The organism is Paenibacillus yanchengensis (assembly GCF_042684845.1).
GTDB lineage: Bacteria > Bacillota > Bacilli > Paenibacillales > Paenibacillaceae > Pristimantibacillus > Pristimantibacillus yanchengensis.
On sequence record NZ_JBHUMH010000015.1, the window covers coordinates 1 to 14,349 of the forward strand.

General features: G+C 38.8%; 8 protein-coding genes and 1 pseudogene. All 9 read right to left on the reverse strand.

Annotation, left to right across the window (positions count from 1 at the left end; translation table 11 throughout):
- Positions 1–456: 456 nt before the first annotated feature.
- The 9 genes and pseudogenes from ACFSTH_RS06860 to ACFSTH_RS06900 all read right to left on the reverse strand — a co-directional run bounded on the left by ACFSTH_RS06860 (position 457) and on the right by ACFSTH_RS06900 (position 14,348).
- Positions 457–1,782 (reverse strand): glycoside hydrolase family 125 protein, encoded by a 1,326-nt coding sequence (locus ACFSTH_RS06860; RefSeq protein ID WP_377770269.1) that lies wholly within the window; start codon positions 1,780–1,782, stop codon positions 457–459.
- Between the two features lie 91 nt (positions 1,783–1,873).
- Positions 1,874–4,315, reverse strand: coding sequence for a glycoside hydrolase family 38 N-terminal domain-containing protein (locus tag ACFSTH_RS06865; RefSeq protein WP_377770270.1), 2,442 nt, complete (start codon positions 4,313–4,315; stop codon positions 1,874–1,876).
- Positions 4,316–4,359: 44 nt separating this feature from the next.
- Complete coding sequence (locus tag ACFSTH_RS06870) at positions 4,360–5,244, reverse strand: carbohydrate ABC transporter permease (RefSeq protein WP_377770271.1); 885 nt, start codon at positions 5,242–5,244, stop codon at positions 4,360–4,362.
- Positions 5,245–5,262: 18 nt separating this feature from the next.
- Positions 5,263–6,171: an ABC transporter permease gene (locus ACFSTH_RS06875; protein WP_377770272.1), complete on the reverse strand. Its 909-nt coding sequence runs from the start codon at positions 6,169–6,171 to the stop codon at positions 5,263–5,265.
- An 84-nt stretch (positions 6,172–6,255) separates the two neighbouring features.
- Positions 6,256–7,950: an extracellular solute-binding protein gene (locus tag ACFSTH_RS06880; protein ID WP_377770273.1), complete on the reverse strand. Its 1,695-nt coding sequence runs from the start codon at positions 7,948–7,950 to the stop codon at positions 6,256–6,258.
- 103 nt (positions 7,951–8,053) lie between these two features.
- Entirely contained in the window at positions 8,054–9,715 is a 1,662-nt protein-coding gene (locus ACFSTH_RS06885; RefSeq protein ID WP_377770274.1) for a response regulator transcription factor, read from the reverse strand.
- The gene (locus tag ACFSTH_RS06890) at positions 9,708–11,474 is read right to left on the reverse strand and encodes a sensor histidine kinase (protein WP_377770275.1); all 1,767 of its coding nucleotides are present in this window, start codon (positions 11,472–11,474) and stop codon (positions 9,708–9,710) included. The genes ACFSTH_RS06885 and ACFSTH_RS06890 overlap by 8 nt, the downstream gene beginning before the upstream one ends.
- 249 nt (positions 11,475–11,723) lie before the next feature.
- Positions 11,724–13,360 (reverse strand): annotated as a pseudogene (locus ACFSTH_RS06895) (extracellular solute-binding protein).
- A 67-nt stretch (positions 13,361–13,427) separates the two neighbouring features.
- Entirely contained in the window at positions 13,428–14,348 is a 921-nt protein-coding gene (locus tag ACFSTH_RS06900; RefSeq protein ID WP_377770276.1) for a carbohydrate ABC transporter permease, read from the reverse strand.
- Position 14,349 lies beyond the last annotated feature (1 nt).

A 14,349-nucleotide genomic window follows, 5' to 3' on the forward strand; every position in this document is an offset into this window, starting at 1 on the left:
AGAGGAGATACATCGATATGGACCTATATTGGACGTGGAAAAAAGAGAAGAAGAAAGCCGAACCCAAGTCATAAGTCCGGCAGATCATATCTAAAGGGAATTTACACATAAAAAAGGACTTGACCTTAAGCATAAGGATTTTATACGATAAAACAAACAAACAACCGCAATTGCAATGATCGGAATGCTACTTTGTACGAAATAACGTATAAGTTTACCGTTCCATCAATTGATCTTGAACATGACCTAGTACTTATCACTTTATCACATGCTACACCGGTTTTAACCCCCTGATTTTCACATTAATTGTCCTGTACCAACATTTAAAAAAGTTGGCAGGTAAATGTGTTCATTTCCAGCCAACTTTTTTTTGTTTTTGTTCTCCTGAGAAGCTAGTAAGTCTAATACCTACATCTGCTATTTGCAGCAGATTATCAGCTAAAACAACTGCCAGCTCTAATCGTCTAGTAATCCATCCTGTAACGATTTCCACACTAATTGCGCAAATTGACTGTTTGACCATGCAAACCAATCGCGCGTGTAATGAGCAGGATCATCCTTGTGGAATCCTTCATGCATAAATCCTGTATCGGCATCGGTAGCTTCCATCGTAGCGATTACTTGTTTGATCTCGACTGGATCAATTGCCGTTAATCCTTGCATCGAAAATGATAAGTGCCATATAAAATCTGGAGGCGTATGCGGGCTACCTAGTCCACTATACTTGTCTCCTTCATAGTAATACGGATTGTCTTTGCTAAAAATAAACTGTCTCGTGTTCAAATAAATCGGATCATCGGCTGTTGTATATCCAATATATGGAATAGACAATAAGCTTGGCGTTCCTGCATCGTCCATTAACATATGATTGCCGTAACCATCTGTTTCATAAGCGTACATTTTGCCATACTTCGGATGGTTTACGATGCCATATAGTTGAATACCATGTTCCACTTCTTCTGCCAACTGACTAATTTCTGCAACGAGCGCCATATCTCGATAGACATATTGGGCAATTTCTTTCATTTGCTTCAACGTTACAACGGCAAACATGTTCGAGGCAATATTATAGTGGAAATCGCAAGTATCATCACTTGGCCTAAATCCAGACCAGATCATTCCCGTATAATTCACTGGCATTCCGAGCCCAGCACGTCTTAAAGTATCGATCATAATCCCGTTATTTCTTTCGAATCTATACTCGGATAGTTCCTCGTGTTGCTGCTCAATTCGCCATACTTTTAACGTCGTTAACAATGCTTGTTTAAATTGCTCATCAAATATCGTTGATTTTCCAGTTGTCCGCCAATAATGGTAAGCTAATCGAAAGGAAAAGCATAACGAATCTAGCTCGAATTTACGCTCCCACACCCAAGGTGAATTGTCCGTCACATCGTCAGCATTCCAGTGCCAATCATTCGCTGTCTCATTGAATGCATTAGCATAAGGATCAATCTGAATGTAAAACATATGGCGTTTAATAACACCTTCCAAAATGCGTTGCAGCTGCTCATCATCTTTGGCAAAAGGAACATACTGAATCACTTGCTCTACAGAATCTCGTAACCACATCGCTGGAATATCGCCTGTTAATACAAAGGTAGACTCATCATCTAATAGTTTCGTCGTCGTTTCCAATGTATTGGGAAAACAGTTCAAAAATTGCTGCTGCAATTTAGGACGATGACCAAGTCGTTGTTCCGCCTCTTGCAATACTGCTTGAATAGAAGTAGGCAGATCAAATTTGGGGATATCGATAGTAGGCATTTGGTACTGTTTCATCGTTTACATCCTCTCCTGATACTGCAAGTAGAGCATATGTTTATATGCCCCACTTGCGTACTTTTTTAGTTATATTTATATAACATCGTAATTAACTTCCTTCTTTTACACGCCATGCTACTACGCCTTTGTTTTGTGCAAGGCAGTTATCCAAGGCTACTTGCGGATCTTTGTACTGCTCGCCCCAATTTACAAAATAACGGAATTCATAGAAACCACCTAACGTTGCTCGGAAGTTTGTTTCCCAATAATTACTCATCGTCCATGCGTATAGGTGAGCTGGCTCTTCGCTTACTCCCGGATCGTTATGCAGCTTACGGAATTCATAATTAAGTGAACCTAACTGAATCATCGGAGTATCTGGCAACGCTATCGCCACCCCACGTTTTCCATCGGTATATGCAATTCCTTCATCTATACAGTAGTAGTCTATTAAACTACCAGGTAATTGATCGATCCGTGGGCGAAGTGGTGCTGCTACTTTATCAACCCAAGGCTCTTGTACTCCTTCATCTACTGCCCCACCAAATGGAAGAGAAATATATAGATTTTCTGGGTCCCAAATACTGTCTTTATGAATACGAGCTGCCACATCGATACGTGGTGTTTGGGCATAACCCGTTAATAGTAACGAATAATGCGAACAACCATTCACTTCATAAGTAAGTCTTACTTCTGCATGAACATCGCCAGCTTTTAACGGCTCTACATTAACCAAAACTCCTTGCGATACTTTCGCATGTCCGCCTTTGCGATTTCGTCCCATTCTGCGGCGTACTCCACCCATATCTTGTACGTGCTCCGCTTTGGTTACATCATAAACCGGTGTAAATGCATCATGCTGTCTATCCGAACGAAGTAACTCTTCGCCTGTTTGTTTGTCTATCCAAGATACGATTCCTTCTCCTAACTTCCACTTTACAATCGCAAATGGTGTTTCAAGTGCATCATAGCTTACTCGAACAGCTGGTATATTTTCAATCGGTGCAATATCGATAATACCATCAGAGCATAACAGATCAGCACCGTACGCTGTAGATTGAGAGTGGTCAGGCTGCACCGGACGAATACGCAATGTCCGCTCTTCTTTCGGCTGTAGCGTAATTGGTACAGTGACGATTACTCCTCGTGATGCCGTCCGTAGTTGTGCCGGAAATTTTTCACCTGTTTGGTCATCTACCACTTCAAAACCATCTTTAATTTCATTGTGATGCCAAAATTCCATAATAAATTGCGCATAGTCTTCTTGTACAATCCACAACGGATTCGTTACTTTATAAAGCAATGGACGATTCGGAGCTAACAAAGCATCGCCTTTTGCTTCCAATATATCGTACAAAGCAGTATGAGCAAGTGTACTTGCATTTGCTGCAAAAGCATCTTTCCTTACACCTAATTCCTGCACAAACGGGTTCCAAGGCTCACCGATAGACGAATGATAACCCCATGTATGTTCTGCGAATAAGACTAGCTCATCCTCCATCTTAACAATCGTTTCTTGTGCAATAATTTGCTGATTAGGATCTAATAATTTCACTTTTTCATATACCCGTTGTGCTTCCCGGAACACTTGCACATGCATTGGTGTTGAGATCGTACCGTCTGTCCACCAATCTGGCCAATCACCGCGATACACTGGAATTTCTTCATCTGAAGCACGTAACTCAGCAAAGAAATCATCTAATGTCGCTGCTTGTATCCGAATTTCATCGCCATGCTTCTCATTCCACTTATTAATAAACTGCATCATCTCCACGTTCGGCGAACCATTATCCGTCGGCAAGCCAGATAACATAACCGGAACGAAACGATATGGATGACCATCTTGCTCCAAACGATTCAAGTAACGTGGAATACGAATTTCTGCTTCTTCGAATGAAACGCCATTTGTTAACGCTAATTCATCTTTAATCGTATATTTCCCACCAAGACCAGGCTGAATACCAAGGTCATTACCGAATACGTAATGCTCTCCGCTCCATACTAACAATTGATCGCCATTTGGTGTTTCCCACCAGAATGGTGTTTGTTTTTTGCGCAACGGAAACATAGAATGATGGGTATGAATACATGTGATAACATTTTTCACTCCCATATCAGCCAACACTTGACTATAGCCCCAACCAAAACCGGTAATATCTGCTGTCATAGCTGATTCTAAAGGCACATTTATAGATTGCGCATACTGTTGAATACGCGTTAATGTCGATGTTAACAATTCTTTTCCTACTAGCTCACTCATGTTTAAGTACGTAGCAGATAGTCCAATCACACCTTGCTGCACTGCTTCAGCAAAATCTTGTTTCTCTTCCTCTGTCGCTTTACTTAAAAATGCCTCGATGGGCCAATACGTTTCACAAACCCATTTGTATCCGACCCATTCCGGCTTATTACCTGATCTAATTTCGCGATAAATCTGAACAGCTTGTCTAATAAAATCAACATGATACTGTTTAATCTTTTCTTGTCTCTCCGTATACCCAACATCTGTATGAGAATGTTGAATAGCATAAATGGTCCAAGGTTTCTTCATCTATCCCCACTCCTAATCCGATTACATTTTTTATTTATAAATAACTACTCTTTCACACTTCCCATTACAAGCCCTTTTACAAAATACTTCTGTAAAAATGGATAAATAACTAGTATAGGAAGCGAGCCGACAATAATTTGGGCAGCTTTTGTTGTTCTATCCGATATTTCTGTCAAATGCTTTGCTTGCAGCATACTGATTTTGGACATGTCTGGTTGAATAATAATCGTTTGCAAATACGTCGTTAATGGATACTTGGCTGGGGAGTTCATCAGCATCAATCCATCAAACCAAGCGTTCCATTGACCTACAAAAGAGAATAACGTAATCGTTGCTAGTGATGGTAAGGAAATCGGTAAATAAATTCTCCATAATGTTGACCAATGCGATCCGCCATCAATAAACGACGATTCTTCTAATTCCTTGGGCAACCCTCTAAAAAAGTTAAGCATCAGCACCACATTAAAGACTTGTACCGCACTTGGTAACACCAATGCCCAGATCGTATCGATTAGTCCAAACATACGAATGGTCAAATACCACGGAATCAGACCACCGCTGAACAACATTGTAAAAACGAAAATCCAAGCGTATATCGTTCGAAAACGGAAATCTTTCACTTCTTTAGACAGCGGGTAGGCAAGTGTAATCGTTAGAAATAAACTTAAACTTACACCTAGTAATACACGTTGAATCGATACTAGAAAAGATGATATAAATTGTTTGCTCTCCAAAATAAATTGATATGAAGATAGCGTGAAATCTATCGGTAACAGCTTCACCAGTCCAGCAGTAGCTGCACTACTCGTACTTAATGAAAGTGCTAGAACGTGAACCATAGGAGCAAGACATAATAGTGCTAAAAATATTAAAAATAGATGATTAGCAATTGAAAATATACGATAGCTTACGGAAGTTTTTATATGCATCGTTCGTTCGCCCCTTTCTTAAAATATCCGGTAGCCGGCAAAGCGATATGCCAAGAAATAAGATACGGATATAAATATTAGCGACACGACCGATTTGAACAATCCAACAGCCGTAGCGACACTATATTGTGCATCAATAACGCCAATTCTATAAACGAGCGTGTCTAATATATCACCTGTTTCATAAACGGTTGAGTTATATAACGTAAATACTTGCTCGAACCCTGCATTAAGCACATTGCCTAAAGCTAAAGTTGTCATTAGTACAACAATCGGCACAATTCCCGGTAACGTAATGTGAATCGTTTGTTTCCAACGACCTGCTCCATCAATCGTCGACGCTTCATAGAGCATCGGATTAATGTTAGTCAAAGCAGCTAAATAAACAATGGTACTAAATCCAAACTCTTTCCATACGTCAGAGAATACAAGAACATATCTAAACCAGCGATTATCTGCTAAGAAAAAGATTGGTTCTATTCCAACCATTTGTAACAACTGATTAATAATTCCGGTACTCGGTGATAAAATATCAATCAGAATACCACCTAATATAATCCATGATAAAAAGTGTGGTAAATAAATTAATGTTTGAATGCCGCGTTTCACTAAAGAATGTCTAATTTCATTCAGTAACAAAGCAATTGTAATTGGGACAATTAGTCCGGCGACAATTTTCATCGAAGCGATAATGACCGTATTCCAAATGACCTGCATCGTACCCGGTAGCTGGAACACATAGATAAAGTTTTCAAAACCAATCCAATTGGAGCCGAAAAAACCTTTTGTTGCGGAATATTTTTGAAAAGCGATGACAATGCCCATCATTGGAATGTAGCTGAACATTACGACAAGTATAAGACTTGGCAGTACCAATAAGTGCAGTGGCATCTCTCTCTTCGTCTTATTACTAAATCCAAGACGCATTAGAACGCACCTTCTTCCTACTGTTTCTAGATGATGTTTGCCAAGAGAGGAAAGTAACGAATTACTTACCTCTCTCTATCTTATTTACTGTTCTGCATACCAATCATTGACTTCTTTTGTCATATCATCGCCACCAAGTTTATGCCAGTCCGCTACAAACTTATCAAACTCGTCAATCGATGCTGATCCCATAATAATTTTCGTAAATACTTCTTTTTCAATCTTATCGAGTGTTCCTTTTTTCGTTACCATTGATGGTGTGTTAGCACCGATAAATTCTGTCGTTTTCGCAATATCTTTGTACATTGTTAACGCTTCGAACGCAGAATCTTTCGGTCCAGATTGTCTGTCCACAGCCCAATGCGTGTCATCTCCACCCAAATAAGATGCAATTTTATCGTAATTATCTTTTTGCTCCTGATTTAAATTGGAAGCATCTTTCGTTTCGAATGCTTTTTTAATAGCTTCAAAATTATCGGGTATATTTTTATTTGGTGGAAACACTTGGAATACTGGGTACTGGAATATTTCTGTTCCATCTTCTGCTGTAGAATATTTCTTCCAATCAGCAGTTTCCCCGTAGAAGCGTTCGTGCTGTAAGTTCAACATCTTTACAATAACTTCTGGATTTTTGAACTGTTTTGCCGCAACATAAAACTCATATATTCCAAATGCTAACCCTGGACGTGCTGGCTGATCATCAATCGAAACGATTGGATATGGTTTCCAATCCATTCCTGGATTTTGTTTACGAGCATCATTCAACGGATAATAGGAATTCCAGTTTGCTCCGTATTGAATACCGACTTTATTTTGAGAAATAGACTCGATAACTTTACTGCCATCTTTTACAGCAAACTCTCGATCCAACAAGCCGGCTTTGTACATCTCTTGCAATTTGGCAAGTGCATTCTTCATTTCAGGTTGCACGTTACCGTAAGCTAGTTTACCTTCTGCATCTTTAATCCAAATGTTAGGATAAGCATGGTAGCCATTGAAAAAGCCAGTTAAGTTGGAAACTCCGCCATACAAATCTTTTGTAATCGCAATTCCAAATGTATCATCTTTACTATTTCCGTCTGGATCTTGCGTCTTAAACGCTTCTGCTATTTTGAAAACATCATCCATTGTCGTTGGCGGATCTAATTTTAATTTCTCCAACCAATCTGTTCGAATCCAAATAACGTCTGCTGCTTCAATATTGCCGGCAAATTTAGGAATAGCCATTAGCTTTCCGTCAAATGTTGCTGCTTTCAAAGCTAATCCACCATCTTGCATCCCTAGCTCTTTCAAATCTTCTGAAGCATATGTTTCATATACTGATGTTAAATCCTGAATTTGCTCGGACTCCACCAGCTGGCTTAATTGTTTAATACTAACGCCGAACACGTCTGGTAGATCATTCGATCCGATAGCAACGTTCAGCTTTTTATTAAACGCACTTTCATCTCCACCATTCGGATCAGCTAACCAATCATATACTAACTTAATACCTAATTCCTGCTCGTACTCTTGTGTCCATACGTTATTTTCCATCGTCTCTCCATTACGGAAACGATCATCCGGCAAGCTGCCACGTACAGAATGAATTTCAATTGGTGGGTCATATTTTGTAAATGGACCGTCATCTGGTTTATTAGCATCTGGTGTCTGTGATCCACTATTTCCTGTTGGCGAAGTTGCAGGGTCTTTCCCTTGCCCTCCCGAACAAGCGGTAAGTGCTAACATCAATACCATCAATACAAGGAAATACACATGAACTGTTTTCTTTTTACCCATACTAGAACACCCTCTATCGCTTTTTTTTAGTTTTACAACTTCATTATAAAAGCGCTTTAATGTAAAATATATTATCCGATATTGACTTACGACTAACAATTGTTTACTTCTGCATTTTCTCTCGAAATTCTTGTGGTGTTAATTGCGTCGCTTTGCGAAAAAATCGGTAGAAGGATTGTTCCGACAAAAAACCAACAGCTTTAGCAATTTCGCTTGTCTTCAACCTATTCTCCTGTAATAATTCCTTTATTTTATTGATCTTTATTTCAGAAATATGTTCCGATATAGAATTACCAGTAACGTTCTTGTACAAACGAGATAGATACGATGGATTATGACCTACTACTTCTGCAATTCGGTTTAAACTAACATCGCCAGCTATATTTTTTTGCACATAATGTTGCACCTGCGTAATTACATCTTGTTCTTGTGATCCTTGATTCGTTTCTCGTTCTGCAAATAGGAGCGTTGCCAGCTGATAAAAGTAATCTGTAACTTCCTGCCAATTGTTCGTGTAATCCAACATCGTAATTCGAGCCAGTGGAAACTGTTCCGCCAGCTGCTCTGTTGATTGCCAACGATTCAAATAAGACAAAAAGATCGATACCCAAGTAAAATATATTTCAGAGCGTACCCGTTCTTTATGCCCTGACACTGATCCGGCTAGATGCATTAGTTCTTCGTATGCTCCAAAAAACACAGCTTGCTGCCCATTTTCCAGCATTTCTTGCATAAATGGCATTTGCTTAATCGCTTTTCGCAACAAGTGGTGATCCACATCATAAGCCAATGACCAATCCGGCTGCTCCAAAAGTAACAATTCTTCTCCTAATCCTAAACCTCGTCCTAACATCAAATTAAGTAGCTCCGCTTGTTCCGGCAATTCACTCCACGGGCGAGATACGGTAGCAATGGCAAAAGAAATTTTAATATTTAACAACTTTTTCACTGCCATCTGAATCGTTTCTACTGCACCTTTAATAAAGGTTAACACTCTTTTCCAATCCGTTGTTTCTTCCACTCTATTGGTTTGCATATATTTATCTATTGGCTGCAATAGCCAAGCAATTTTACTTTTATCTGAAAAATCAAACGATTCGAAATGGGTATGCGTTTGAAAATAGTCACGAGCTATATTTTGAATAGCAAACAAAAATAATGACTTATCAAATGAATTGGTACTTTCCCGCCATTGATCAATTCTGCCAATGACCGTAATAACATGTTTACTAGCGTCAAGTGGAATATGAAGATCGGCAAACTGTTGCCCTAGTCCACTAGGCTTACTGTTATTACTTTGCATAAGTCCCCACAATAATTCCTTGCGCATAAACGGCTCTATTTGCAATGTTTGTTCTCGAGATCTCGCAATTAACTGCTCCACTTCAATCGCATTGTTCAAGTCTGCTATCGCTTTCTCTATTGCTTGGACAATGACTTCGTTTCCTTCCATTTTAAGCAAATAATCAACCGTACCATTACGAACTGCAGATTGAATATAAGAAAAATCATCATAGCCTGTTAAAAAAATAACACGGCACCACGGCCAAGAAGCAATAATTTGTTTGTGTAATTCTAACCCATTCATACCCGGCATTTGAATATCAGTTAAGACAATATCAATTTTCATTTCATCTAAAACTTGTAATGCAGCTGATGAAGAGAACACACCATATACTTCTAAATCCAGTGATTTTTTTTCAAATAAATCAAGCAAGCTTTCCACGATAATTGGCTCGTCATCTACGATGAGTAATCTATACATCTGTTTGAACCTCCATGGCTATACTTAGAATCACTTTTAATCCACCTAATGATGATTTTTGAATAAACACACCATGCTGATCTCCATATTTGATTTGTAATCTACGATGTACATTATATAGCCCTGTTCTTTCTTGTACTTTATCTTCACGTTGCAGCAATTGGTTCATTTCCCACAGCCTAGACTCATCCACAGACTCACCATTATCTTCAACGATGATCCACAATGTTTTTTCATCATACTGTTCTACACTAACGTGTAGCCTGCCATCTTCCACTTTAGCTTCAACACCATGTTCATAAGCATTTTCTATCATCGGCTGCACAATTAGTCTTGGAACAATCACTTGCTGCCACTGCTCAGGAATATCTGGCCACACTACTGCAATTCGATTAAAAAATCGCATATTTTGAATATCAGCATACGCTTTCGCATGGGCAAATTCTTGCGCTAAGGTCACTTCTCCACTACTCGTTTTCGTAATAAACATAAAATATTGACCTAAATGTGATAATAGTTTTTCCGCAGAATAGTGATCTTCCATCTGAACTAACCCTTTGGCAATATACAAACTGTTGTACAAAAAGTGAGGATTAATTTGCGATTGCAGTTGTTTCAATTCTGATTGCTGCACTTGAATTCGTTCCTCGTAAACTTCTTGAATCAACAATTGTAGCTTACTCACCATCGCATTAAACTGCAAATACAAATATTGAAACTCGTCTCTTTGTTTGCGCTCGATCGATACATTCAAATCACCTTTTTCAACCTTACGAAAGGCAACGACAAGCCCTTTTAGCGGTTGATGTAGTAAACGATATATCCAGCCTGCGAACAAAATCATTACAACAATCGCTATTCCCGTGAGAAACCATAAAAAATTACGATATTTGCTGAGCGGCCCTAATAGTTTTTCTTCTGGTACATATACTGCCAAATAACTATGAAGCGTTGGCGAATATTCGTAAGACAACAAGTAAGGTTGCTGCTGAATGTCAACTACAGTTTGTCCCGAATGTAAGCCACTTTCACTAGTTAGTTTGGCTAGCGTAGCTTTCACTTCTGGCATTATCCATTCGCTCTGTTCATCATTGTTAGCAAAATGCCACTTTTGATCTGCATGAATAATAGTTGCTCCAGCACCTTCCATGTCACTTAATTGTTCTAATGATAAACGTAATTGTGACCATGACATTTCTACTCCCAGTGCCAGAGTTGGCTTCACTTTTTCATTTGGCGCAGGATACACTTCACTAAGCAACAATTGCCCATTCCAATACGTTAAAGAACTTTCGTAGAATCTAGCTGACAATTCAATTGCTTCTAATTCTTCCCTTGGTATATGATTATCAAAACTATTAGCGAATATCCCCCGATCTAAGGAAGGTATATATACTTTCACATTTTCCACATAAGGGCTGGATGTTTTGAGCAAATCCAATTTTGTTTTTACCGCTAATATCGTCTGAGCACGAGTGAAGTCATCCATCGCATGTGCGATAGTCATGAGCTTTTGGAAATCGCTATCAAACATTAATTCTTGATTTAATCTAGTCAATCGATTGACTTCCGTTTCCAAAGAGCTAACATAAAATTGTAACTTGGATGCTACCGATCGAGACAACTGTTCACGCAAATTTTGTTCGGCAGATTGATTCATAAATAAACCAACGCCATAAATCGGTGTGACAACTAACAACATCGCAAAGATTATTTTCGGTAACGTATTGAACCTAATTTGATCGCGCATCGCTTTCATGCCTATTCCCCCTGCCGCCGGCTTGCAGTGTATAGATGTAGATTATATATAGCATGTCTGCGCTAAACACACAATAAATAATATTCTACCATGTATACCAAATTCTATAGCAGAGGCGCGTAACCGCTGACAATATGCACCATACAGCAGTAAAAGGAGCTTACAAAAACTTCGGATTCCCCGTCCAAGTTCTGTAAGCTCACCCGGGCATAATTGATGTCTATCTAAAATGTAATGAGTAATATAAACTTATCCTTGTTGATTCCAACGATCATATGCATCTTGATAGATAGCAACTAATCGCTCGCTTCCCATTTTTTTCAGTTGCTCCAAATATTTTTCCCAATTGCTTAATGGTTCTTGACCAGTAATAAATTTTGCTTCCATTTGCTCTACATACTTATCTAGATCAGATAGGATTTGCGATATTTCTTGTTGCTCTTCTTGTGTCAAAAACAGAATTGGATAAGGCACTTTAGCTATTGGTAAAATTTTCTCATTTACTTCTTGTTCTACCCACTCTTCTGTTTCATCTTTAAAACCAAGATCAACTTCTGGGATAGTAATTCCTGGTGAAGTGATACCATAATGCGGTGTTAAAGTTGCTCGATACTCTTCATGATCTGGACTAGTTGGTTCAATACCAGTTGGCGTTGTAATCATTTTTTTTATGAAATTTTCTTTGTCCGTATACTCCCAAATTTCTCCTTCTGGTCCTTTTTCAAACAACAAGGAACCGTCATAAGTAAAGAGATGATTAATCCAACGTATTGTCGCTTCTGGAGCTGGATTAGAACTACCTATCGCAAATGCACCTGTCGATAGACCAGGATGTTTGCCATAAACAGGAGTACCAGGGATTTCACTGCTCACTGGTTTCATCATTGGATGTTCTGTGCTCATCTCTCCACCTAACGTAAAGTGTGGACGATAGTCCGAGAACAAGCCAACTCTATTGTCTGCTCCTTTAGCTTTTTTCTGCTCATCTGTTTGTGAAAATACTTCATCATCCATCAATCCTTCTGTATACAAACGATTTAAAAAAGTCAAGTAACCAAGATAACCTTCATTTGCTGGTGCATAATGGACTTTGTCTTCCGCATCAACATAATGCTTTTCATTATACATTCCCCATGAGCCAAACAAAAACATTCGGATATCATCCAGTTTAACAGATGATAGTGGAATTTCATCAGGCTTACCGTTGCCATTTGGATCTTCTTCTTTCACTCGTTTTAAATATTCATATAATTCCTCTGTAGTTTCTGGCACTTTTTCAATACCTAGCGCTTGCAAAAACTTACCATTGTACACATAGGACCACGATATAAGATAGAGTTTATATCCATTCTTGGAATAGAGTAAATATGACCATCTGGTGTAGTAATGGATTTACGTATATCCGGATACTCGTCCAACACTTTCTTAATATCAGGTGCATACTCTTCAATCAAATCTTCCAGCGGTAATAACATTCCTTGCCCACCGTAGTTCACTTCGTCTGCCAAAGTAAGCGCCGCAGCATAGAAAATATGAGGCAAGTCTCCACTAGCAAACACTAAGTTTTTCTTTGTATCAAAACCATCTAATGGAGCATTACGAAATTCCAATTTAATATTGGTCAATTTCTCCATTTCTTCGAAGACAACCATACTTTCCCATGGTGCCATTCCCGCATCTGGTCCCATCATTGTTAACGTTATTGGTTCTTTGACAATCGGAAATCCTTCTTTGTTTACATTAGCCGCACTTTTACTTTCTTCTTTGTTTGCTGCACTACTATTGTTGCTGTTAGTTTTTGCGGCTGGTGAACCACAAGCTGCTAACAACGAAATGATAACAACAACAGATAGGGCAACAAACCATTGTTTGTGCAATTTCTTCATTTCCATCCCCCTCAAATAAAGTTTTTTGTTGCTATATAATAAATCAAAAGCGTAACGCTTTTGTTTATTATCCTTTGACCGAACCAATCATCACCCCTTGTACAAAGTAACGTTGTAGAAATGGGTATACTGCAATAATGGGTAAAGTAGAGACAATAATGACGGCGTATTTCATCAAAGAAGCAACCTCTGCTTTATTATTCATAGCGGCGGCGACGGAAGCATTGACAACCGCTCCTTTTCCTCCTGCTGCAGAAACTTCTTGCAACACTAGAATTTGCCGCAATATCATTTGTAATGGATACTTTGCTGCATCGTTCAAATAAATCATTGCCCCGAAGTAACTATTCCAATGGCCTACTCCATAGAACAAAGCCATAACTGCAATGATCGGTGCTGACAATGGAATTACAATTTTGATAAATAATTTCATATTGGTACAACCGTCGATCTGAGCGGCTTCTTGTAGTTCTGTCGGAATTGTCGAATGAAAGAAAGTGCGAGACACAATAATGTTATAGACAGAAGCGGCACCAGGCAGTATTAATGCCCACATCGTATTGACCATACCAAGCTCTTTTACTACTAAAAATGTAGGTACCAGCCCACCACCGATAAACATTGTAACCATGAACATGGCCATAAAAAAATTGCGACCAATAAAGTCTCGTCGACTTAAGGCATACGCTGCTGGTAATGTAACTAACAAGTTAATAATAGTTCCAACAACCGTGTAGATAATTGTATTTTTGTATCCCGTCCAAATGGAGTCGTTTGCAAACACTTTTTGATAACCTTCAAAAGTAATACCTTTAGGAAGCAACCACATATCTCCAGAATTGACCAGTTTAGGATCACTAATTGAAGCACTAACAATGTAGATTAACGGGTATGCTACGACAATAAGCGCTAATATTAAGAAAATAGAGTTGCCAATAACAAATATTCGGTCTCTTTTTGAATCTTTAATTCCAGTAACTGCTGCCATT

Coding starts and splice junctions, on each gene's coding strand:
- ACFSTH_RS06875 (WP_377770272.1), bottom strand. CDS start 6,171: ATGCGTCTTGGATTTAGTAATAAGACGAAGAGAGAGATGCCACTGCAC.
- ACFSTH_RS06885 (WP_377770274.1), bottom strand. CDS start 9,715: ATGTATAGATTACTCATCGTAGATGACGAGCCAATTATCGTGGAAAGC.
- ACFSTH_RS06870 (WP_377770271.1), bottom strand. CDS start 5,244: ATGCATATAAAAACTTCCGTAAGCTATCGTATATTTTCAATTGCTAAT.
- ACFSTH_RS06890 (WP_377770275.1), bottom strand. CDS start 11,474: ATGAAAGCGATGCGCGATCAAATTAGGTTCAATACGTTACCGAAAATA.
- ACFSTH_RS06880 (WP_377770273.1), bottom strand. CDS start 7,950: ATGGGTAAAAAGAAAACAGTTCATGTGTATTTCCTTGTATTGATGGTA.
- ACFSTH_RS06900 (WP_377770276.1), bottom strand. CDS start 14,348: ATGGCAGCAGTTACTGGAATTAAAGATTCAAAAAGAGACCGAATATTT.
- ACFSTH_RS06860 (WP_377770269.1), bottom strand. CDS start 1,782: ATGAAACAGTACCAAATGCCTACTATCGATATCCCCAAATTTGATCTG.
- ACFSTH_RS06865 (WP_377770270.1), bottom strand. CDS start 4,315: ATGAAGAAACCTTGGACCATTTATGCTATTCAACATTCTCATACAGAT.